The organism is Polynucleobacter sp. AP-RePozz3-80-G7 (assembly GCF_018882145.1).
GTDB lineage: Bacteria > Pseudomonadota > Gammaproteobacteria > Burkholderiales > Burkholderiaceae > Polynucleobacter.
Genome location: NZ_JACVPC010000002.1, coordinates 27,556 through 50,173, shown reverse-complemented (window position 1 = coordinate 50,173; position 22,618 = coordinate 27,556). Strand labels below are relative to the sequence as shown.

The following is a 22,618-nucleotide window of genomic DNA, read 5'->3' as shown; positions in this document are numbered from 1 at the left end:
GATCAGTGGGCCTGGTTGTTTCGGTAAGTCATTACGCCTGCAACGGTATAGAAGGATCCGAAGGTCACAATTCTATCACCCTCACCCGCCAAAGATAGCGCTTTTTGATACGCTAAAGCGGGTTCTGAGAAGCATTCAATACCCCCATCTGACCCTTTTTTTTGCTTTACTCCCATAGATTCAAGCTTCTCGGCCAGAAGCTTAGCGCTCGCAGCTCTGGGGGTCGGTAAATCAGTGCAAAACCAGAAATCCACGATATTTAGGAGGGGTTTAATCACCCCCTCAATATCCTTGTCAGCCATAGCTCCAAAAATGGCATAGGTGTAGGGGTGGTAACCCATCTTATCGAGCCCCTGAGCCAAGGTGGCAGCAGCATGGGGATTATGAGCAACATCCAATACCACGGTAGGCTGACCCGGAAGAACCTGGAATCGGCCTGGTAGCTCAACCAAAGCAAAACCATTGCGAATATCCTGGGCGCTCACTGGTAGGCGTTGGTGCAATGCCATTAAGGCGGCAATAACAGCAGAGGCATTCAGAATCTGATTAGCACCCCGCAGCGCTGGGTAGCCAAGGCCACTAAAGCGCTTTTTACGCCCTGCCCAACCCCATTGCTGCTTATCACCCTGGAAGTTGTAATCACGTCCCTGCAACCAAAGATCACAACCCAGTTTTTCAGCATATTCAATGAGTGATTGTGGTGGCACAGGATCACCACACACTGCGATCTGTCCTGGACGGAAAATGCCAGCCTTTTCTAAGCCAATGGCTTCGCGTGTGCCACCCAAAAAATCCGCATGATCGATATCGATACTAGTCACGATTGCACAATCAGCATCAACGATATTGACGGCGTCTAAGCGACCGCCCATTCCCACCTCCAAGACAACCGCATCTAAATTGGACTTAGCAAACAGATGCATGATAGCTAAAGTAGTGAACTCAAAATACGTTAAGGTCGGTGCATCGACTAGACTCACCCGAGCTTCTTCGACAGCAGCAAAATGTTCAAGCAAGAGATTGTCTTTGACATCTTCACCATTGATGCGCGCACGCTCATTGAATTTGAGTAAATGTGGGGAGGTATGGCAACCGACTCTATAACCAGAAGCCAACAGAATGCTCTCCAGAAATGCACAGGTCGAGCCTTTGCCATTTGTACCGGCAACCGTAATTACTGGGCAATCAAAATGGAGATCTAATGCAGCCTTCACGCGATTGATGCGCTCAAGCCCCATGTCTATGCCAACGGGGTGAGCAGTTTCGAGGTGACTAAGCCAAGCCTCTAGGCTAGGAAATAATATGGGGGCTTGGTGTGCTGAGCTCAAGCGCTTAAACGACTGCGCTACCCGCGATAGCAGGCTCAGGAAGCTTTTGTAACAAAGCAAGTAAACGCGCGATTTCACCGCGCATCTGACGACGATCAACAATCATGTCAATGCCGCCCTTTTGCATTAGGAACTCAGATCTCTGAAATCCTTCTGGTAATTTTTCGCGAACAGTTTGTTCAATCACGCGTGGGCCAGCAAAACCAATTAACGCTTTTGGCTCAGCCATCACTACATCACCCATGAAGGCAAAGCTGGCAGAAATACCACCCATCGTTGGGTCAGTGAGCACGCTAATATAAGGCAAGCCTTTTTTAGCCAACAAGGTCAACATCGAATTAGTTTTCGCCATTTGGAAAAGCGATAACAAGCTTTCTTGCATTCGCGCACCGCCAGTAGCAGTGACACAAATAAAAGCGCACTTCTTATTAATTGCCTCTTGCACTCCGCGGGCAAAACGCTCGCCTACTACAGAGCCCATTGAGCCACCCATATATTGGAATTCGAAACAAGCAGCTACTACAGGAATAGTTTCAATCTTGCCACCCATCACAATGAGGGCCTCAGATTCACCAGAAGCATCATTCGCTTCTTTAATGCGATCTGGATATTTTTTAGAGTCTTTAAATTTCAGCGGGTCAGTTGGATAGATATCAGCGCCGATTTCGTAGCGGCCTTTTTCATCTAGCAAGCTGTCTAAGCGCAGACGTGCTCCGATACGCATGTGATGACTACATTTTGGGCATACCGATAAATTGGCTTCAATGTCAGTGCTATACAGAACAGTTTCACAACTAGGGCACTTGACCCACAATCCCTCAGGTACTGACTTGCGATTTGCAGGATCAGTATGTTGAATTTGGGGTGGGAGTAATTTATCTATCCAGCTCATTAGTTTTTAGCTATCCAATGCGTCGCGTATCTCACGAATGAAGGTTTCCAGTGATTGTACCGCCTGCCCAGGGGGCGCATCCTCTAAAAGACGAATAATTCGGCTGCCAATCACAACCGCATCCGCACTTACCGATACCGCCTTGGCACTAGCTGCATCACTAATACCAAACCCTACAGCAATCGGAATATCTGTCTCTTCACGAATTTTCGGGATGATACTGGCCACATCCTGCGTATTGAGGTTAGATGCACCAGTAACCCCTCTCATAGAAACGTAATAGATATAACCAGAGGCTATTTTGGCCGCCTCTTTAATGCGCTCATGTGATGATGTAGGCGCCAATAAGAAAATCGGGTCAATGCCGGCAACACGCATACGAGCGGCAAAGTCCACACACTCTTCTGGTGGGTAATCCACTACGAGAACACCGTCGACACCAGCAGCCTTCGCTTCGGTTGCAAAACGCTCTGCTCCCATTTGCTCAACTGGGTTTGCATAACCCATCAAAACAACTGGTGTATTAGCATCCTGTTTGCGGAATTCTTTTACCATCTCTAAGCAGCTATGCAAAGTGACACCTTGAGTCAGTGCGCGTTCCGATGATCTCTGAATGACAGGACCATCAGCCATTGGATCTGAAAATGGCACACCTAATTCAATCACACTTGAACCGCCACGAACTAATGCATGCATGAGTTCAACGGTTTGCTTAGGATCTGGATCACCAGCAGTAATAAAAGGAATCAATCCTTTCTTACCTGTTGCTTTTAGCTCCTTGAAGAGCGCAGTAATTTTTGACATAACTCTTTCTTAACCTTCTGAACCTGTTGCTTGCGCAACGGTATGCATATCCTTGTCACCGCGGCCAGAAAGGTTGACCAAGATAGTCTTGTCTTTTGGCAAGGTCTTAGCAAGCTTGCAGGCATAAGCAATGGCGTGTGAAGACTCAAGCGCAGGAATGATGCCTTCAATCTGGCAGCAATCATGGAATGCTTGGAGCGCCTCTTCATCTGTAATGGCCACATAATCTGCGCGACCAGAATCTTTTAACCATGCATGCTCAGGACCAACACCGGGATAGTCCATGCCAGCAGAAACAGAATGTGTTTCAGAGATCTGACCATTCTTATCTTGCAATAAATAAGTGCGGTTGCCGTGTAACACGCCTGGTGTGCCAACGCACAAGGCCGCTGAATGCAAACCACTTCCCAGACCATGTCCTGCTGCCTCAACACCAACGAGTTTCACTTCCGGGAAATCAATGTAAGGATAAAAAATGCCCATCGCATTAGAGCCGCCACCAACACAAGCTAAAACATAGTCAGGTTGACGACCAGTCATCTCTGGCATCTGTACTTTGCACTCTTCACCAATCACACTCTGAAAATCTCTCACCATCATTGGATAAGGATGTGGTCCTGCGACAGTGCCGATGATGTAGAAAGTATTATCTACGTTGGTAACCCAATCCCGCATCGCTTCATTGAGCGCATCCTTCAAAGTCTTGGTACCAGATTCCACCGGAACTACCTTAGCACCAAGGAGTTTCATGCGAAATACGTTTTGCGCCTGACGGGCTACGTCCACAGAGCCTTGATAGACCGTGCAGTCTAAACCAAAGCGAGCGCAGATCGTTGCTGTAGCAACACCGTGCTGCCCTGCTCCTGTCTCAGCAATAATGCGAGGCTTACCCATGCGCTTGGCCAACATCGCTTGACCAATCACGTTATTAATCTTGTGTGCGCCAGTGTGATTTAAATCTTCACGTTTCAGATAGATTTGTGCGCCACCCAGCATTTCGCTCCAACGCTTAGCGTGATACACAGGTGAAGGTCTACCAACAAAGTGCTTTAACTCGTAATGAAACTCTTCAATGAATTCTGGATCGTACTGATACTTTGCATAAGCTTCTTTAAGCTCATCTAAGGCAAACATCAATGTCTCAGAAACAAACACGCCGCCGTAAGGACCGAAGTGTCCTCGTGCATCTGGCTTGTCGTACATAGCTACCTCTTTTGATTTATCTACAGCAAATTATTGGGATGATGCTTTGGCATCCGCTGCGCGCACTGCTTGAACAAATTGGGCCATGAGCGCAGGATCTTTAACACCCCTGCTGCTTTCTACGCCACTACTGACGTCAACCGCGCAAGGATGCAGGCGTGCAATGGCCTCGCCCACGTTGTGCGTGTTCAATCCACCACTCAAAACGACCCGAGGCGCGTTTTCGCTTACCCATGTCTGTGGAATCCCCTGCCAATCAAAAGGAACGCCCCCGCCACCGTATCCCTCAACCAAGGCATCCAGCAGAAAAGCGTTTGCATCCCCATATTGTAGGGAAAAATCGTCAAAAGCGAAGCCAGTTCCTACACGAGCAGCCTTCATCCAAGGCTCGCCTGCAGCAAGCTGGGCACAGCGCTCTGGGGTCTCATCCCCATGAAACTGCCATAAGGTGATTGAGGCGGCAGCCCGAATTGCGGCAAATTGCTCATCTGTAGCATTTACAACCAATCCAACGGCATCCACCCCTGCTGGGAGCCTGGAAATGAGTTGGGCCGCAATATTGGGGCTCACAGCGCGTACGCTGGGTGGATAAAAGACGAAGCCAACGGCATCCACCCCTGCAGAAACAGCGGAATCGATGTCAGCAGCCGTTTTTAAGCCACAGATTTTGACCCTAGTTCGGTCCGGAGAATATGTCAGCAAGCTCATAAATGAATGATAAGGCCAAGGGCCTTTATTTCCCTTGCGCTCTCTTTTGTTTCCCAATGACCTGATCTGGCAGCCAAGAGTTTTCCAACCAAGGCTGGGGGATGGCATATTCGTCCGGATAAGTGATTTTGGCCAAATACAGGCCATCGGCCATAAAAGTAGGAGCGGCGATTTGCCTATTCTTAGCAGCCAAGACTTCGGCCATCCACTCCGGCTTTTGTCTACCCTGACCAATTTGCAAAAAACAGCCGACTACATTGCGGATCATGTGATGCAAAAAAGCATTTCCCTGAATTCGAAAATATAGCCATGGTTGCTCAGAAATAATCTCAATGGAGTAAATCTTTTTTACCGGTGTTTTGCTCTGGCACTCGGATGAACGAAAAGAACTAAAGTCGTGTTCGCCAATCAAGCACTCAGCTGATTTTTTCATAGCCTCTACATCAAGCCATTGATTTGGTGGCACCAGTAAGTAACCTGCGCGTGAGTGCGACATCGGCGAACGACAAGGTCCCGCTTGCAAGGCATAAATATATTCACGCTCATACGCAGAGAAGCGCGCACTGAACTCATCAGAAACTGGTTTTGCCCAGTTGACCACAATCGATGACGGTAAGAATGAGTTCACTCCCCTTACCCATGAAAAGTCTTCACGATCAACATTGGTATCGAAGTGAACAACCTGCCCCAAGGCGTGAACACCGGTGTCGGTTCTTCCTGCGGTAATCGTATGAATGGGATGTTCTGCACAAGCCTGCTCACCAACAAAGGCTGTAATGGCCTTTTCTAATTCATCTTGTACTGTGTTGTGATTAACTTGGGTTTGCCAGCCTGAGTAGGGGCTGCCGTCATACTGAAGGCCAAGGGCTATGCGCATAGTCTAGGTATTGCGATGCGAGATTTCTGCCAACAAGCCCTGCGCTTCAATGGTGATGGCTGGATCGACAGAATTACTGATACGAAGCACTTCATCCAAAGACTTTTTAGCTGCAGAGAAATCTTCAATCGTGATGTAAGCACGCGCTAGATTTAATTTGACGCGCAAAGTATCTGCAAGTGGATTTGACGCTGGGGCAGCAGTTGTTACGGGAACCTCTTTTGCAGGCTTTGAAAGATCAAGATCTATGCCATCAAACAATGCCTTTGCACGAGCCGGCATTTCAAAATGAGAGCTGGCTGCAGGTTTATCATTTTTAGCAACATGATGTGTATCAGCATGAAAGCTTGGCGCCTCTGAGCGACGCGCATTGCGGGCTAATCCCCAGAGCAATAAACCTGTCAAGCCAATCAAACCAATAGCCAGGATAGCCGGGCCAAATCCACCTAAGCCAAAATTGCTGTCGACTGCTTTCTTCTCCTTAGATTTATCTAGAAGTCTATGTAAGTCAGCGATATTCTTTTCTAACTCTGCAACCCGAGCTTTAGTCTGCTCCAACATCTTCTCTTGAGCGACCAACTCTTCAGTGTAGCGACGCTCTTGATCGTTGCCATCAGCGCTTGAACCAATCTTCAGTCGATCCTTAGGAACAACTTCCCCTGTTTTAGCATTACCTGATTTTCCATTAGCAGCGCCCGCGTCTTTTTCGTCATGTTCAGTGCGCCACTGTTCGTTAGCATCTGCTACAAACTGATTGGCCTCTGCCGGACTAATGGAGCGCAGCAGCGCCTGACTGGGTTTGGACAACTCAGCTCCGGCGGCCAAGCGATTGATACTACCGCTAGCAAACGCATCAGGGTTGGCCTTATACAAGGCCATCATGGTTTGATCTAAGTTAGCACCATCCAATTGAGGCGCCATGATGGCAGCTATTTCAGATAAGGACTGACCAGGCTTTACGGTGATCTTCTGCACATCACCGAGTAACAATGTGAACGTCTTAGTAAGGCTTCCGCTAGACCAATTAAGATTAACCAATACATCTAAGAATGGATCATCAGTCATCGGCACAGAATTGACCGTCTCTACCAAAACCATCAGTTGCTCTTGACGATTGCGATACACCATTGCCTGCGGATTGAGGTCAAGAATCTTTTGTGAAATGCCTAAGCGCTCATAAGATGCCTTATTAGGCATTGTCACGTTCAGGGTAGATAAAGCAGCTTGCTCATCTGCACCAACTCGAACTGGGATCTCTACACGCAGTGGCTCACCGGGACGGGACTGAAGTTGAGGAGCGCCCAAGCTAATCGCACCAGCAATAGATGACCAACTAAGCAGAACAACACAAAGTAGCTTTAAGCCTAGTTGACCAATACGAAACATAAAGGCTTAATTACTTCTCAAGCAAGATGCGCAACATGCGGCGCAATGGCTCAGCAGCACCCCACAAGAGTTGGTCACCAACAGTAAAGGCGCCCAAATAATCTGGGCCCATTGCCATCTTATGCAAACGGCCAATAGGTACAGTCAATGTACCGCTTACTGCTGCAGGTGATAAATCACGCTCAGTAGTTTCGCGATCATTCGGCACTACTTTGACCCACTGATTATCTGCAGCCAAAATCGCTTCGATTTCTTTGAGTGGAATATCTTTTTTCAGCTTAACGGTCAAGCCTTGTGAATGGCAACGCATTGCGCCAACACGCACACACAAACCATCAATTGGAATGCTGCCAGGTGTACGGAATGCAGGACGACCTAAGATCTTGTTGAACTCAGCGCCACCCTTCCACTCTTCTTTAGTTTGTCCATTCTCAACAGGTACGTCGATCCATGGAATCAGGCTACCCGCTAAAGCAGTATTGCGGAAATTCTTATTCGGGAAATCAGCGGAACGTAATGTCTCAGTAACCTTGCGGTCAATATCGAGAATCCAAGAAGATGGATCAGCCAACTCAGTAGCTACACTGTCACGCAAAGCACCCATTTGCAGCAATAGCTCACGCATGTTTTGAGCACCAGCACCAGAAGCTGCTTGATAAGTCATCGCGCTGATCCACTCAACCATGTCAGCCTTAACCAAACCACCCATAGCCATCATCATCAAACTCACAGTGCAATTAGCACCGATCCAATTCTTCCCCCCAGCGGCTAAAGCCTTATCAATCACCGGGCGATTAACGGGATCTAAAACCAATACTGCGTCATCCTTCATGCGTAACGCACTAGCTGCATCAATCCAGTGACCATTCCACCCTGCTGCACGAAGCTTGGGGAAGATGTCATTGGTGTAGTCACCACCCTGGCAAGTCAAGATGATGTCGCAACGTGACAATGTTTTGATGTCATTCGCATCTTGCAAGGCGCTTTCGGTCTTAGTCACTTTTTGACCATTGAGCAAAGGTACCTCACCACCCGCTTGGCTGGTACTAAAAAATACAGGCTCGATTAGGTCGAAATCTTTTTCAGCCAACATCCTCTCCATGAGAACGCTGCCGACCATACCGCGCCAGCCAACTAAACCAACTAAAGGTGTTTTTGAATTTGCCATGATGAACTATCTAGTGAATGTGTTTGTTTTGCTTCTTGTTTTGCTTCTGTTTAATATCTTACGCAAGCGCTGCAACTACAGCATCGCCCATTTCAACCGTTGATACTTTTTTCGTGCCTTCGGTGTAAATATCGGCAGTACGCAATCCTTGTGCCAATACTTTCTGTACCGCACTTTCAATACGATCCGCTTCTGCAGGCATGCTTAATGAATAACGCAACATCATTGCAGCCGACAAAATAGTTGCCAATGGATTGGCGATGCCCTTACCAGCAATATCGGGTGCAGAACCATGACTTGGCTCGTATAAGCCCTTGTTGTTCTTATCCAGGGATGCAGATGGCAGCATACCAATGGAGCCAGTCAACATAGCAGCCTCATCAGACAAGATGTCACCAAACAGATTGCCGGTTACCACCACATCGAATGCTTTAGGTGCTTTAACCAACTGCATTGCAGCGTTATCCACATACATATGGGATAACTCAACATCCGGATAGTCTTTAGAAACCCGAATCATGACTTCACGCCAAAGCTGTGAAGTCTCCAAGACGTTTGCCTTGTCTACGCTGCACACTTTTTTACCGCGCTTGCGTGCTGCCTCAAAAGCAACATGTCCAATGCGCTCCACTTCAGGCTCGCTGTAATGCATAGTGTCAAAACCTTCACGAGCGCCCTTGAACAAAGGCAACTCTGAAGTGCGAATACCGCGTGGCTGACCAAAATAAATATCTCCATTAAGCTCACGCACAATCAAGATATCCAAGCCGCCAATGATTTCTGGCTTAAGGCTGGATGCAGCAGTGAGCTCTGGGTAACAAATGGCTGGTCTGAAATTAGCAAACAACTCGAGGTGTTTACGCAAACCCAAGATGGCTTGTTCGGGACGCAGTTCGCGTGCAAGCGTGTCGTATTTCCAATCACCTACTGCACCAAACAAAATAGCATCCGCTTTTTTAGCAAGCTCTAGGGTGGATGGTGGCAAAGGATGTCCAGCCACGTCATAGGCTGCCCCGCCTACGGGAGCTTCTTCCAAATCAAACTTTGGGCCAAGGGCTTGGAGCACTCGAACAGCTTGAGCAACGATTTCCGGGCCGATACCATCACCCGGTAGAACTGCAATTTTCATGAAAGGCCTTTAAATCAACGAAATTACGGCAATTGTGTCGCAAGCCAAGGCATTTTAAGAATGCGCTCGGCTTCATAAGCCTTGATTTTATCTGCATGTTGCAGGGTTAGGCCAATATCGTCTAAGCCGTTAAGAAGGCAATACTTTCTAAATGGGGCCACTTCGAAGCTATAAGCAGTGCCATCAGGCGCAATAACCTGCTGTGCCGCTAGATCGATGGTTAATTGATAGCCGTTAAACGCTTGGGTTTCGTTAAAAAGATGGTCAACCTGCATTTCAGTCAAAACAATCGGCAAAACACCGTTTTTGAAGCAGTTGTTGTAGAAGATATCTGCAAAACTAGGCGCAATCACCGCTCTAAAGCCAAATTGATCCAAGGCCCAGGGAGCATGCTCACGGGAACTGCCGCAGCCAAAGTTCTTACGAGCCAGCAGAATGCCAGCACCTTTGTAGCGTGGTTGATTGAGTACAAAGTCAGGGTTGATGGGACGCGTACTGCAATCTTGACCAGGTTCACCATGATCGAGGTAGCGCCATTCATCAAACAGATTTTGCCCAAAGCCAGTCTTCTTGATTGATTTTAGAAACTGCTTCGGAATAATGGCATCGGTATCCACGTTCTCGCGATTAAGCGGAGCAACTAAACCTTTGTATACCGTAAATTTTTCCATGATTCGACTTTTACTCTAAATGTTTACTTCACAGGGGTAACAACAACATCCTTACCCTTGGTTTGAGATTGATTATTTTGCGCATTGCCAGATCCGCCCATGGAAGTTCCCATGTTCTGCAAGTCTTTACCAACACCTTCCATGGTGCTGCTACAGGCAGAAATAATAATTCCAGCGACGCCAATAATTGCTAGTCTAGAAATTAAAGAGGGTGAAGAAAATTTCATTGATCAGTTTCCTTATGAAATCTTACGTACGTCAACAAAGTGACCTTCGATCGCCGCAGCAGCAGCCATCGCAGGGCTAACCAAATGCGTGCGACCACCATTACCTTGACGACCCTCGAAGTTACGATTCGATGTTGAGGCGCAACGCTCTCCAGGCTCCAAGCGATCAGCATTCATGGCTAAGCACATAGAACAACCTGGCTCACGCCATTCAAAGCCAGCAGCCTTGAATATACGATCCAAACCCTCACGCTCTGCTTGTGCTTTTACCAAACCAGAACCAGGTACAACTAGTGCCAACTTCACATTAGCAGCTACTTTCTTACCTAGACGATCGACCACCTTAGCAGCAGCGCGCATATCTTCAATGCGGCTATTAGTGCATGAGCCAATAAATACTTTATCTATAGAGATGCTGCTCAATGGTGTATTTGGAACGAGGTTCATATACTCCAAAGCACGCTCCATTGCTGAACGCTTATTTGGATCACGCTCTTTTTCTGGGTCAGGAACACGTTCACTAATCGCCAGCACCATTTCTGGTGAAGTTCCCCAGGTAACCTGTGGAGCGATTTCTTCTGCACGCAATTCAACTACGGCATCAAACTTTGCATCAGGATCTGAATGCAAGGTTCTCCAATATTGCAATGCCTGCAACATCGCTGGGCCCTTAGGCGCATATGGACGACCCTGAATATATTCAATGGTAGTTTCATCTACAGCAACTAAACCAGCGCGAGCGCCAGCTTCAATCGCCATATTGCAGATAGTCATACGACCTTCCATAGAAAGGTTGCGAATGGCTTCGCCAGCAAACTCTATGGTGTAACCTGTACCACCTGCAGTCCCAATCTTGCCAATCACCGCAAGAACGATGTCCTTAGCAGTGGAGCCTGGCTGTAGACGACCATCAACACGCACCAGCATGTTCTTGCTCTTCTTCATGAGCAAAGTTTGGGTTGCCAATACGTGCTCAACTTCGGAAGTGCCAATACCAAATGCCAAAGCACCAAAGGCGCCATGCGTACTGGTATGAGAGTCGCCGCAAACTACCGTCATGCCAGGCAAAGTTGCACCCTGCTCTGGTCCAATGACATGAACAATCCCCTGGCGGGTGTCGTTCATCTTGTATTGGGTAATCCCAAAGGCATCGCAGTTTTGATCCAAAGTATCTACTTGCAACTTGGAGATCGGATCAGCAATTCCTTCGGTGCGATCAGTCGTTGGTACGTTGTGATCAGAAACTGCCAAGTTGGCGGAGATACGCCAAACTGGACGGCCAGCCAGATTCAAGCCTTCAAATGCCTGAGGACTGGTTACCTCATGCAGCAATTGACGATCAATATAAATCGTGGCTGTGCCATCTTCTTCAGAGTAAACAACGTGGTCATCCCACAATTTGTCATAAAGCGTACGAGACATGAGAGACCTTAAATACCTTATTTACGAACTGAGATGTTCGGAACCTTACGCGTTGTTTCGCCAACGTATAACTGACGTGGACGACCAATTTTGTATTCAGGATCAGTAATCATTTCTTCCCACTGAGCAATCCAACCTACTGTTCTTGCCAAGGCAAAAATGCAGGTGAACATTTCTGTTGGGATACCTAAAGCACGTTGCACGATGCCTGAGTAGAAGTCTACGTTTGGATAGAGCTTACGGCTCACAAAATAGTCATCCTCCAAAGCAATCTTCTCAAGAGTCATTGCCAGCTTAAACAATGGATCATCTTGGAGACCAAGTTCATTCAATACTTCGTAGCAAGTTTCACGCATCAACTTTGCACGTGGGTCAAAGTTTTTATAAACGCGGTGTCCAAAGCCCATCAGACGAACGCTTGAGTTCTTATCTTTTACTTGAGCGATAAATTCATGAATCTTATCTACGCCACCATTCGCTTGAATCTCGTTCAACATCTGCAAGCAAGCTTCGTTTGCACCACCGTGAGCCGGGCCCCAGAGGCAAGCAATACCAGCAGAGATCGCTGCAAAAGGATTGGTACCTGATGAACCACACAGACGCACAGTTGAAGTGGAGGCATTTTGCTCATGGTCAGCATGCAATGTGAAGATGCGATCCAAAGCGCGAACCAATACCGGGTTTACTTTGTACTCTTCACATGGCGTTGCAAACATCATGCGCATAAAATTAGCGGTGTATGACAAAGAGTTATCTGGATAGATAAATGGTTGACCTACAGAATATTTATAAGCCATCGCAACCAAAGTTGGCATCTTCGCAATCAAACGAATTTGCGCCACTTCGCGGGCTTTAGGCTGGCTATAGTCAATCGCATCATGGTAAAAGGCAGCCATTGCGCCAACCAAGCCAGTCAACACCGACATTGGATGCGCATCGCGACGGAAACCGCGCAAGAAGAATTGCATTTGCTCATGAACCATCGTGTGGTGCATGACCATTTCTTCAAAGTCTTTTTTCTCAGCGGCATTTGGTAAGTCGCCATTTATCAAAAGGTAGCAAACTTCCAAGAAGTCGCAGTTATTAGCTAAATCTTCAATTGGGTAGCCGCGATAGAGCAACTCACCCTTATCGCCATCGATGTAGGTAATTTTGCTATTACATGACGCAGTAGATAAGAAACCTGAGTCGTAAGTGAACTTACCAGTCTGACCATAGAGCTTACGAATGTCGATTACATCAGGACCCACTGTCCCCTTATAAATTGGCAGATCAATATCTGGTGTTCCATCCGAAAACGAGAGTTTTGCTTTGATGTCCGATTCAATCATTTCTAATCCTTAGTCATTCAAAAATATGATTAATACACTATTCGCTCATGCGCCTATACAACTACTGCACCAAAATACTGAATTACTTCTCTCTCAGCCTTTGTAAAACCATCCTAAAAGAGTCTGTTTGCATCTCTTTTTCCAGGCTGGCTACAGAATCTTTGCGACCTATCAATAAATCCATTAAGTCGTTGTCATCTAAAGCTAATAACTGGCTTAATACCTTTCCATCTTCTACGCTTAATTGAGTACCGTAACGCTCAAAGAAACGCTGCAGAATTAAATCGTTCTCTAACAAGCCCCTACGAGCATCACTCTTTAAACGATATAACTCTGCATTGCCGAGGGTCATACTGCCCTACGAACCATCAACTCCTTGATCTTGCCAATTGCCTTCGTTGGGTTCAAGTGCTTAGGACATACGTCTACGCAATTCATGATGGTGTGGCAACGGAACAGGCGGTATGGGTCTTCCAAATTATCCAAGCGCTGATTGGTATCTTCATCACGGCTATCAGCTATAAAGCGATAAGCCTGCAGTAAACCAGCTGGGCCAACGAACTTGTCTGGATTCCACCAGAAAGATGGGCATGAAGTTGAGCATGACGCACACAAGATGCACTCATATAAACCGTTCAACTCTTCACGCTCTTCTGGGCTCTGGAGACGCTCTTTTTCAGGAGGTGGATTGTCATTTACCAAGTAAGGCTTGATTGACAAATACTGTTTGAAGAACAAAGTCATGTCGACAATTAAATCGCGCACGACTGGCAAGCCAGGCAATGGGCGCAATGTAATGACCTTAGGCAAAGTCAACATATTGGTCAAACAAGCCAAACCATTTTTACCGTTGATGTTCATAGCGTCTGAACCGCACACGCCTTCACGGCATGAGCGACGATAAGAAATTGTCTCATCTTGCTTCTTCAAAGAAATCAAAGCGTCCAACAACATACGTTCACCAGTGAGTTCTAACTCATAACGTTGCATGCGTGGAGCAGCATCGACATCTGGATCATAGCGGTAAATTTCGAATATACGGATATCACTCATCTTCTATCTCTTTTGCTTAGAAAGTACGTTCTTTAGGAGGGAAGGACTCAACAGTGAGAGGCTTCAAGACAACTGGCTTGTAAGAAAGCTTATTTCCCTCGCTGTACCAAAGGGTGTGCTTCATCCAATTCTCATCATCGCGCTCTTGGTGGTCATCATGCGAATGTGCACCACGACTCTCTTTACGAGCTGCAGCAGAAATCATAGTTGCATTTGCAGTCTCAACTAAGTTGGCCACTTCCAAAGCCTCAATACGTGCTGTATTGAAAATCTCGGATTTGTCTTTAACCCATAACTGCTTAGCGCGCTCTGTCAATTTAGCCATTTGACGAACACCTTCATCCATCAACTCTTGATTACGGAACACGCCAGCATATTTCTGCATGCACTTACGAATATCGTTTGCAACGTCTTGCGCGTACTCGCCTGAAGTGGAGTTATCCAACTTCGCAATACGCTCCAATGTTTGCTCACCAGCATTCGCAGGCAACGGCTTGAACTCGCGATTTTTCAGATCTAGGCCAACAATGTGGTTGCCGGCTGCACGACCGAATACCAAGAGGTCAAGCAATGAGTTAGTGCCTAAGCGGTTCGCACCGTGAACGGATACACATGAACACTCACCAATTGCATACAAACCATTGACGATTTCATTGTGAATGCCGTTAGCCGGCACAACCACTTGACCATTGATGTTAGTAGGAATGCCGCCCATCTGATAATGAATCGTAGGTACTACTGGAATTGGTTCTTTAGTGACATCCACGTTCGCAAAGTTAATACCAATCTCATATACAGAAGGCAAACGCTTCATGATGGTCTCAGCACCAATGTGCGTCAGATCGAGCACAACATAGTCGCCGTTAGGACCGCAACCGCGCCCTTCTTTGATTTCTTGGTCCATACAGCGGGATACGAAATCGCGTGGAGCTAAATCTTTATAGGTTGGCGCATAACGTTCCATGAAACGCTCGCCATCTTTATTACGCAAAATACCGCCTTCACCGCGGCAACCCTCTGTCAACAACACACCTGCACCAGCTACGCCAGTTGGGTGGAATTGCCAGAATTCCATATCTTCCAATGGAATACCTGCGCGAGCGGCAAGGCCCATACCGTCGCCGGTATTAATAAACGCGTTTGTCGATGCATCCCAAATACGTCCTGCACCACCGGTTGCCAACATCACAATCTTGGCTTCCAAAATATAGACCTGGCCCGTTTCCATTTCGAGTGCAGTAACGCCAACAACATCACCTGCATCATCACGAATTAAATCGAGCGCCAACCACTCTACAAAGAAGTTTGTTTTAGCGCGCACGTTACGTTGATACAAGGTATGCAGCATGGCATGCCCAGTGCGGTCAGCAGCAGCACAAGCACGTTGCACAGGCTTCTCGCCATAGTTTGCTGTGTGGCCACCGAATGGACGCTGATAAATCGTGCCATCTGGATTACGGTCAAACGGCATACCAAAGTGCTCTAACTCGTAAACCACTTTAGGAGCTTCGCGACACATGAACTCGATCACGTCTTGGTCACCTAACCAGTCAGATCCTTTGATGGTGTCATAGAAGTGATAGTGCCAATTATCTTCACTCATATTGCCTAATGAAGCACCGATACCACCTTGTGCAGCAACAGTATGTGAACGTGTTGGGAATACCTTAGTAAGTACTGCAACATTCAAGCCGGCTTCAGCCAACTGCAATGATGCGCGCATACCAGAACCACCTGCCCCAATAATCACCGCATCAAAACGGCGGCGTGGCAATGATTTTTTAATTGCAGTCATCGAATTACACTTTCCACAAAATTTGCACGGCATAGGCCGCACAGGCTACGAGATACAGAACAGTTAACACTTGAAGTGTTAAACGAATGCTGACGGGCTTGATGTAATCCATCCAGATATCGCGGATACCAATCCAAGCGTGGTAGAACAAGCTGATAAATGCTAAGAGCGTCAATAACTTCATGAATTGGTTGCTAAATAAAGCAGACCAGCCATCATAAGTAGCGCTACCAGTGATGCAATAGTCCACTAACAAAACAATTGTAAATACCACCATCACTATCGCAGTAACGCGTTGGATGATCCATTCTTTGAGGCCGTAGTGCGCGCCTACAACTAAGCGCTTTGGTCCAATTTGATAAATAGGCATGAAATTTCCTTAAATGATGTGCGCTTAGTACACGCCGAATAATTTGAGACCCACTACAGCAGTCAAAGCCAAGCCGAGGAACAAAACAAAAATGGCCGAACGATTTGCTTCAGACTTCTCAACGCCGATTTCTAAGTCAAGTAAGAGATAGCGAATACCAGCACAGAAGTGGTGCAAGAAAGACCAAATCAAGCCAAGGCAAATAATCTTGACCAAAATGTTGCCAGTGAAAGCTTGGAATTTTTGATAACTCAACTCAGAAGCGAGGCTCTGGTCGAAGAGATACAAAATAAATGGCAACAAGAGGAACATCGCTGCCCCGCTAATGCGATGAAGAATTGACACTTTACCGGCCCAAGGAAGGCGGTATTTAATCAACTGGGCAAGACCAATATTTCGGTAAACCGGTCTATCTTTTTTTACATTTTGCTGTGAATCAACCATGGGTAATCTCTATCTTTAGGTGGAGGTTCATTGTGGTTTTGTTGTATCGCAACATATTCTATTGGAAACCTTAGGGCTGGTGGGGATTTTTACGGGTTTATAGGGGTTTAATAGGGGTTTTAACGGATATGTTCATCAACGCGCTTAGTTCAATTTGTTTTCGTAATGCTGCTCTGAAGTGTCGTATCTAGCGTGACGAATTTCTACTGGTTTATTCCCGTAGGTGAAAGCCACCCGCTCTACAGAAAGGAGTGGTGCTCCCTCTTCCAGATGCAGATGTTTTGCCAGCATTTCATCAGCAGCTACAGCCTTAATTTTTTCTTCTGCACGCACCATATGGGTGGCGTAATGCCCCTCATAAAATGCGTAGACGGGACCATGCCAAGCATTAAGCACTTCAAGGTCCAGACCCTTAAAACGGACTCCAGGCAGAAAAATCTCTTCAAAAACAATAGGTTTGCCTGCAAAGCTCTGAACCCGATCAATATGAATAATGGGGTCCCCTGCCTTTAATTTGAGCAAATTAGCCACATAAGTCGTAGCCTCGACCTTTTCACAGGTCAAAAACTGGTTGGTCAGGTGAAATTTCTCACCAGAATCCGGGGCTAAACGTAAAAAACGGTACTGCCAATCATCCTCTTGATGGGTCGCGACAAAGGTGCCCTTACCCTGCCGTCGAACTAATAGATTTTGGGCCGCAAGCTCGTCAATAGCCTTGCGAACGGTACCCTGACTGACGGCATAACGGGCTGCAAGCTCCATCTCACTGGGAATGGCCATTCCTGGCAGCCATTCCGAGGCTTGCAAACTAGCCAAAATCATCGCCTTGATCTGTTCGTACAGAGGGCTAAATGAGGCAACAGGCAAATTTACATCAGACAAATTAACTCCAGGCCGTGTCAATTGGATAAAATTCAAAGTAATTCTAGTCTTATATAAGACATCATTGACAGTGTAAAGCTAAAGTCCCTACACTTGAATGGATAATAGAAAAGTTTTCATTAATTAACCCTCTTAACCTACTTCTGGAGTTCTCAGTAATGGCAAAAGCCCCAATGCGTGTCGCTGTAACCGGTGCAGCCGGTCAAATCGGATATTCCCTTCTATTCCGCATCGCCAATGGCGACCTGCTGGGCAAAGATCAGCCCGTCATCCTGCAATTGCTTGAGATTCCTGATGAAAAAGCTCAAAAAGCCTTAACTGGCGTGATGATGGAGTTAGAAGACTGTGCATTCCCGCTATTGGCAGGCATGACAGCCCACTCTGACCCAATGACTGCCTTTAAAGATATCGACGTTGCTCTTTTGGTTGGCGCACGCCCACGTGGCCCTGGCATGGAGCGTAAAGACTTGCTCTCCGCTAATGCACAAATTTTCACAGCTCAAGGCAAAGCATTAAATGCAGTTGCTAAGAAGACTGTAAAAGTGTTGGTTGTTGGTAACCCAGCAAATACCAATGCGTACATCGCCATGAAATCTGCTCCAGATATTCCTGCCAAGAATTTCACAGCCATGTTGCGCTTGGATCACAACCGTGCCCTCTCACAATTGGCTAGCAAGTTGAACAAGCCAGTAGCTGATATTGAGAAATTAGTTGTATGGGGCAACCACAGCCCAACAATGTATCCAGACTATCGCTTTGCAACGATCGATGGCAAGTCAGTCAAAGACTCTATCAACGATGCAGCTTGGAACAAAGATGTATTTATTCCTACGGTTGGTAAGCGTGGCGCAGCCATCATTGAAGCGCGTGGCCTGTCTTCTGCAGCTTCTGCAGCCAATGCGGCGATTGATCACATTCATGATTGGGTTCTCGGTACTAACGGTAAGTGGGTAACGATGGGTATTCCTTCTAAAGGCGAATACGACATTCCTGCTGAAGTGATTTATGGCTTCCCAGTGGTTTGCGAAAACGGCGAATACAAAATGATCGAAGGTTTAGAGATCGATGCATTCTCCCGTGAGCGCATGACCCACACCTTGAATGAGTTACTCGAAGAGCAGGCTGGCGTTAAGCACTTGCTCTCATAAGGAAAACTAGATGAAGAAAAACCTTCTCGCCATTAGCCTTGTGCTTGCTAGCGCTTTAGGCGCTGCAAATGCATTTGCTGATGAAGAAGTATTTACTTGGACCTGTCAAGAAAGCAAGCAATTCAAAACTACTGGCTCAACTGAAAAGATCCGCTTAACTTGGGAATCCAAAACGTATGATTTGGATCGCCAAACTTCATTGCCGGGCAGCCTGCGTTACAAAAATACCAATTCAGGTTACGACCTAGTGGTATTGGGGAACAAAGCAATGCTATTTAACATTAAAGCGGGTGTACGTCTTGCCGATTTCTGCCAAACAGCAGATATGAGATCTGGTAAGTTGCCACACTTGTTTGCTGGCGCAGAACCTTTTGTGCAGAATTAATTTCTCGCACTGCATCAAATAAAAAAGCCGAGATTTCTCGGCTTTTTTATTGCTTAGTGTTTCTATTATTTTATTGATATATTTTTCTTTTGCTTCTTTGTTTTGCCTCTTTGTTTAATCTAGTGAAACAAAGGTTGCTGTGATGGTGCATCGTCTGGCATTTCGGCGTGAACTGCTTCACCTGAGCGATCTGGAAATAAAGGTGCACCACAGTCATCGCAGAGTTCTGGATCAAACAGCATGGCATGTCGGAATACATCCTCCACTCCTGCATCATGCAAGGCATCACAAATCTTTTTAATGGGACTCTCATCATCTGACAGGTCGTTTAAGGCGTCGCTTGCCACGCTTTCTCTGTCATACAGAGGCCAGATCACTCCATACATTACTTCGGATGAACCTTTTACACTGAACGATATTCGATACTCATCCGCCTGCTCTTCTCCAAAGGCGCCGACCACACACGATAAGCCAGCAGGCAATATCCCGAGAGTGCTCTCTAAGAAATTGACTGCTGCACGAATACTCAAAGGTCGCACGTGCTTATCAGCCAAACGGCAGTTTGTGAAATAAGCCTCCGGTAAGAGCAGCTCAAATTCACAACCAGGGAGTAGAGATGCTATCGGCTCCTGCATAGCAGTTTGCCAACCAATCAAACTCACGCCACGCTCTTGGCGAGCCGGTGGTTCTGCCTGCCAGCGGAAAATGGGAGAGCCGCTCGGCGCACTTAAGGCGGCAATAATAAAGCGTGGATCCGCTAATACGGCAATCGTTTCCGACATGTTACGCAACTCAAGCTTGACATCTTTTCCGGAGATTGCCGCGGTTGCCAATGCTTCTGTCAACACGCGCGTTTGACAATGGGAATGCGGCATTTGATCAATGCTGTAAAGCCAAGGAACAATAGCAATGCGCGTGTCAGTTGAGGCAATAGCGCTATGTAGGGCCTGAGCAGTTGACTCAATAATATTGACAGGTAATGGCCCGGATGGAATCTGATAACGAGTATGCGCAACGATAGGCATTGCTAGTAACAATACATCCCACTCCTGCCCTTCATGCTCAACCCTCAATGACTCAGCCAAGGTTTCTGCAATGTCGGCAAGTACTTCAAAGGCTACTGTATTGATACGGAAGGTTTGATCTAGGGCGGCATCAATCACATTTTGATTTTGACTTTTGAGCAAGCGCATTAAGCGTACGTTCAGGCGCTCTTCCCAGAAGCGATCCTCGATCTGACTGCCAGATGCGGCCAAAGAAATAGCGTCAGCCACCATCTTCTCCACTTCTGGAGAATTCCGTTGCGATGCTTTAGTGCGATGCACGGCCATTATTTTCTTTCTGCCCTTCTAAATACAGGCTTATCTACTTTTGATTCAGCGGCATAGTACTTGTAGCCATCCAAATTAAAGCCCTTTAAATCAGCGGGATCAGTAATGCGATTCTCAACCACATAGCGAGCCATCAAGCCTCGAGCTCGCTTGGCATAAAAAGAAATGATCTTGTACTTACCATCCTTGGCGTCCTGAAATACCGGGGAAATGACCTGGCAATCCAATTCTTTAGGTTGGAGTACCTTGAAATACTCCTCTGAAGCCAGGTTCAGTAGTACTGGCTTCTTTTGCTTTTCTAAAACCTTTTTGATGGAATCGGTTACGCGACTCCCCCAGAATGCATAAAGATCCTTACCTCTGGCGTTTTTGAATGAGGTGCCCATTTCTAAGCGATAAGGCTGCATCAAATCCAGAGGCTTCAGCGCGCCATAAAGGCCGGACAAAATTCGGATGTGATCTTGGGCAAACTCTACCGCTTTGGCATTCAGCGTTTTAACGTCAAAACCATCATAGACATCCCCATCAAAGGCATAAATCGCCGGCTTACTATTTTCTTCTGTGAATTTTTTAGACCAATCCCGGTAGCGACCAACGTTCAAAATAGCCAACTGATCGGATAAACCCATCAATTTGGCAATGTCTTGCGGTGCTAGTTTCTTGAGATCAGCAATAAGCTTGGCTGATTCCGAGACAAACTCGGGCAAAGTGGGTGACTTGACCTTGGCGGGGGTCTTGTAATCCAAGGATTTAGCAGGTGAAAGAACGATCAGCATGGCACAATTTGTTTATGTATTTTTACCATTCTAGCGACTACCGAATATATCCGCTGTAAAAGGCCGATCATTACCCCTGCCCTCATGAACCCGCTAGAGACACCCTCTTTTCTAAGTCGCCTACCAAAAGTTGGAACCACCATCTTTACGGTGATGTCCTCCCTGGCCGCAGAGCATCAGGCGATTAATCTTGGGCAAGGCTTTCCGGACTTTCCATGCGACAGAAAACTGATTGCTGATGTGAATGCCGCCATGTTGGCAGATCACAATCAATACCCCCCTATGGCTGGAGTTGCAGAACTTCGTCATGGCATTAGCCATAAGATCAGCCGTTTATATAGTCACCACTACGACGCTGATACTGAAATCACAATTACCGCAGGTGGCACACAGGCCATATTTACAGCCGTACTCTCTTGCGTTGGTCCTGGCGATGAAGTCATCATCATTGAACCCGCCTTTGACTGCTACCGACCTGCAATAGATTTAGCTGGGGGCAAAACGATTGCCATTTCATTGCAGGTCGTACGTGATGAATCAGGACAAGTGGCTTCGTATCAAATTCCGTGGGATGTATTGGCAAATGCTATTAATCCTAAAACGCGACTCATTCTGATTAACACTCCGCATAATCCAACTGGCATGGTGTGGGATAAATCAGATCTTGATCACCTAGCAGCCTTAGTTCGCGATACTTCCGCCTTGATTCTGAGTGACGAAGTCTATGAGCATATGGTCTATGACGGCGCCAAGCACCACAGCATCTCCTCTCATCCAGAGTTAGCAGCTAGGAGCTTTCTAATTTCTAGCTTTGGCAAGACCTATCACGTCACTGGTTGGAAAGTGGGTTATGTAGCTGCGCCATCTGCGCTGACAAAAGAATTCCGCAAGGTACATCAGTTCAATGTATTTGCCGTCAATACCCCCATGCAATATGGCTTGGCTACTTATCTTACAGATGAAAACCATTATTTAAATCTTCCGGCCTTTTATCAAGCTAAGCGAGATTTTTTTAGGACTGGCTTAAGTAAAACCAAATTTACATTGCTTCCTAGCCCCGGTAGTTATTTTCAATGCGCTGATTACTCGGCACTAGGAATCCCCCAGGCCAAATTGAATGAGGCTGATTTTTGCAAATGGCTTACTAGTAAAGTTGGGGTAGCTGCTATTCCAGTTTCTGCTTTTTATGATCAACCGACCGAGTCTGGCGTCATTCGTTTTTGTTTTGCAAAGCAAGAGCAAACTCTCGCCAATGCGTTACAACGCTTACAAAATTTATAGAGGAAAA

At 46.7% G+C, this 22,618-nt stretch carries 24 protein-coding genes; 3 read left to right on the top strand and 21 right to left on the bottom strand.

Going from position 1 to position 22,618, the window contains the following annotated elements:
* Positions 1-2: 2 nt before the first annotated feature.
* The 19 genes from folC to ICE90_RS05500 all read right to left on the bottom strand — a co-directional run bounded on the left by folC (position 3) and on the right by ICE90_RS05500 (position 17,690).
* Positions 3-1,328: a bifunctional tetrahydrofolate synthase/dihydrofolate synthase gene (gene folC, locus ICE90_RS05590; protein WP_216191415.1), complete on the bottom strand. Its 1,326-nt coding sequence runs from the start codon at positions 1,326-1,328 to the stop codon at positions 3-5.
* 4 nt (positions 1,329-1,332) lie between these two features.
* Positions 1,333-2,220: an acetyl-CoA carboxylase, carboxyltransferase subunit beta gene (accD, locus tag ICE90_RS05585; protein WP_216156815.1), complete on the bottom strand. Its 888-nt coding sequence runs from the start codon at positions 2,218-2,220 to the stop codon at positions 1,333-1,335.
* A 6-nt stretch (positions 2,221-2,226) separates the two neighbouring features.
* Entirely contained in the window at positions 2,227-3,024 is a 798-nt protein-coding gene (gene trpA, locus ICE90_RS05580) for a tryptophan synthase subunit alpha (RefSeq protein WP_216191413.1), read from the bottom strand.
* A gap of 9 nt (positions 3,025-3,033) precedes the next feature.
* Positions 3,034-4,227, bottom strand: coding sequence for a tryptophan synthase subunit beta (trpB, locus tag ICE90_RS05575; protein WP_216191411.1), 1,194 nt, complete (start codon positions 4,225-4,227; stop codon positions 3,034-3,036).
* Positions 4,228-4,257: 30 nt separating this feature from the next.
* Complete coding sequence (locus ICE90_RS05570) at positions 4,258-4,935, bottom strand: phosphoribosylanthranilate isomerase (RefSeq protein ID WP_215321911.1); 678 nt, start codon at positions 4,933-4,935, stop codon at positions 4,258-4,260.
* A 25-nt stretch (positions 4,936-4,960) separates the two neighbouring features.
* Positions 4,961-5,812: a tRNA pseudouridine(38-40) synthase TruA gene (truA, locus tag ICE90_RS05565; RefSeq protein WP_215321910.1), complete on the bottom strand. Its 852-nt coding sequence runs from the start codon at positions 5,810-5,812 to the stop codon at positions 4,961-4,963.
* A gap of 3 nt (positions 5,813-5,815) precedes the next feature.
* Positions 5,816-7,198, bottom strand: coding sequence for a FimV/HubP family polar landmark protein (locus ICE90_RS05560; RefSeq protein ID WP_216191410.1), 1,383 nt, complete (start codon positions 7,196-7,198; stop codon positions 5,816-5,818).
* Positions 7,199-7,208: 10 nt separating this feature from the next.
* Positions 7,209-8,366, bottom strand: coding sequence for an aspartate-semialdehyde dehydrogenase (gene asd, locus ICE90_RS05555; protein ID WP_216156827.1), 1,158 nt, complete (start codon positions 8,364-8,366; stop codon positions 7,209-7,211).
* 58 nt (positions 8,367-8,424) lie between these two features.
* Positions 8,425-9,495, bottom strand: coding sequence for a 3-isopropylmalate dehydrogenase (leuB, locus tag ICE90_RS05550; protein WP_216191409.1), 1,071 nt, complete (start codon positions 9,493-9,495; stop codon positions 8,425-8,427).
* 23 nt (positions 9,496-9,518) lie between these two features.
* Positions 9,519-10,166: a 3-isopropylmalate dehydratase small subunit gene (gene leuD, locus ICE90_RS05545; protein WP_215363275.1), complete on the bottom strand. Its 648-nt coding sequence runs from the start codon at positions 10,164-10,166 to the stop codon at positions 9,519-9,521.
* 23 nt (positions 10,167-10,189) lie between these two features.
* Entirely contained in the window at positions 10,190-10,393 is a 204-nt protein-coding gene (locus tag ICE90_RS05540) for a hypothetical protein (RefSeq protein WP_215321905.1), read from the bottom strand.
* A 12-nt stretch (positions 10,394-10,405) separates the two neighbouring features.
* On the bottom strand, positions 10,406-11,815 hold the full coding sequence (gene leuC, locus ICE90_RS05535) for a 3-isopropylmalate dehydratase large subunit (RefSeq protein ID WP_215321904.1): 1,410 nt from the start codon (positions 11,813-11,815) through the stop codon (positions 10,406-10,408).
* A 17-nt stretch (positions 11,816-11,832) separates the two neighbouring features.
* Positions 11,833-13,146, bottom strand: a complete 1,314-nt coding sequence (gene gltA, locus ICE90_RS05530; RefSeq protein ID WP_215321903.1) for a citrate synthase — start codon at positions 13,144-13,146, stop codon at positions 11,833-11,835.
* Positions 13,147-13,228: 82 nt separating this feature from the next.
* On the bottom strand, positions 13,229-13,498 hold the full coding sequence (locus tag ICE90_RS05525) for a succinate dehydrogenase assembly factor 2 (protein WP_215321902.1): 270 nt from the start codon (positions 13,496-13,498) through the stop codon (positions 13,229-13,231).
* On the bottom strand, positions 13,495-14,199 hold the full coding sequence (locus ICE90_RS05520) for a succinate dehydrogenase iron-sulfur subunit (protein WP_215359943.1): 705 nt from the start codon (positions 14,197-14,199) through the stop codon (positions 13,495-13,497). The genes ICE90_RS05525 and ICE90_RS05520 overlap by 4 nt, the downstream gene beginning before the upstream one ends.
* Positions 14,200-14,215: 16 nt before the next feature.
* On the bottom strand, positions 14,216-15,994 hold the full coding sequence (gene sdhA / locus ICE90_RS05515) for a succinate dehydrogenase flavoprotein subunit (RefSeq protein WP_216191408.1): 1,779 nt from the start codon (positions 15,992-15,994) through the stop codon (positions 14,216-14,218).
* Between the two features lie 4 nt (positions 15,995-15,998).
* A complete protein-coding gene (sdhD, locus tag ICE90_RS05510) occupies positions 15,999-16,364 on the bottom strand; it encodes a succinate dehydrogenase, hydrophobic membrane anchor protein (RefSeq protein WP_216191407.1) in 366 nt (121 codons plus the stop codon).
* A 24-nt stretch (positions 16,365-16,388) separates the two neighbouring features.
* On the bottom strand, positions 16,389-16,808 hold the full coding sequence (gene sdhC, locus ICE90_RS05505) for a succinate dehydrogenase, cytochrome b556 subunit (protein WP_215321900.1): 420 nt from the start codon (positions 16,806-16,808) through the stop codon (positions 16,389-16,391).
* A gap of 144 nt (positions 16,809-16,952) precedes the next feature.
* On the bottom strand, positions 16,953-17,690 hold the full coding sequence (locus tag ICE90_RS05500; RefSeq protein ID WP_216191406.1) for a GntR family transcriptional regulator: 738 nt from the start codon (positions 17,688-17,690) through the stop codon (positions 16,953-16,955).
* Between the two features lie 158 nt (positions 17,691-17,848).
* Here ICE90_RS05500 and ICE90_RS05495 point away from each other — a divergent pair, with 158 nt between their 5' ends.
* Entirely contained in the window at positions 17,849-18,838 is a 990-nt protein-coding gene (locus ICE90_RS05495) for a malate dehydrogenase (RefSeq protein WP_215321898.1), read from the top strand.
* A gap of 10 nt (positions 18,839-18,848) precedes the next feature.
* Positions 18,849-19,223, top strand: coding sequence for a hypothetical protein (locus ICE90_RS05490; RefSeq protein ID WP_215321897.1), 375 nt, complete (start codon positions 18,849-18,851; stop codon positions 19,221-19,223).
* A 119-nt stretch (positions 19,224-19,342) separates the two neighbouring features.
* Here the strand turns inward: ICE90_RS05490 and ICE90_RS05485 are convergent, their stop codons facing one another.
* Positions 19,343-20,554 carry a DUF2863 family protein gene (locus tag ICE90_RS05485; protein WP_216156846.1) on the bottom strand — a complete coding sequence of 404 codons (1,212 nt, stop codon included), beginning with the start codon at positions 20,552-20,554 and terminating at the stop codon, positions 19,343-19,345.
* A complete protein-coding gene (gene yaaA, locus ICE90_RS05480; protein ID WP_216156848.1) occupies positions 20,554-21,330 on the bottom strand; it encodes a peroxide stress protein YaaA in 777 nt (258 codons plus the stop codon). Before yaaA ends, ICE90_RS05485 begins: the two co-directional genes overlap by 1 nt.
* An 84-nt stretch (positions 21,331-21,414) precedes the next feature.
* Between yaaA and ICE90_RS05475 the strand changes: the two genes are divergently transcribed.
* Positions 21,415-22,611 carry a pyridoxal phosphate-dependent aminotransferase gene (locus ICE90_RS05475; RefSeq protein WP_216191405.1) on the top strand — a complete coding sequence of 399 codons (1,197 nt, stop codon included), beginning with the start codon at positions 21,415-21,417 and terminating at the stop codon, positions 22,609-22,611.
* Positions 22,612-22,618: the final 7 nt, after the last annotated feature.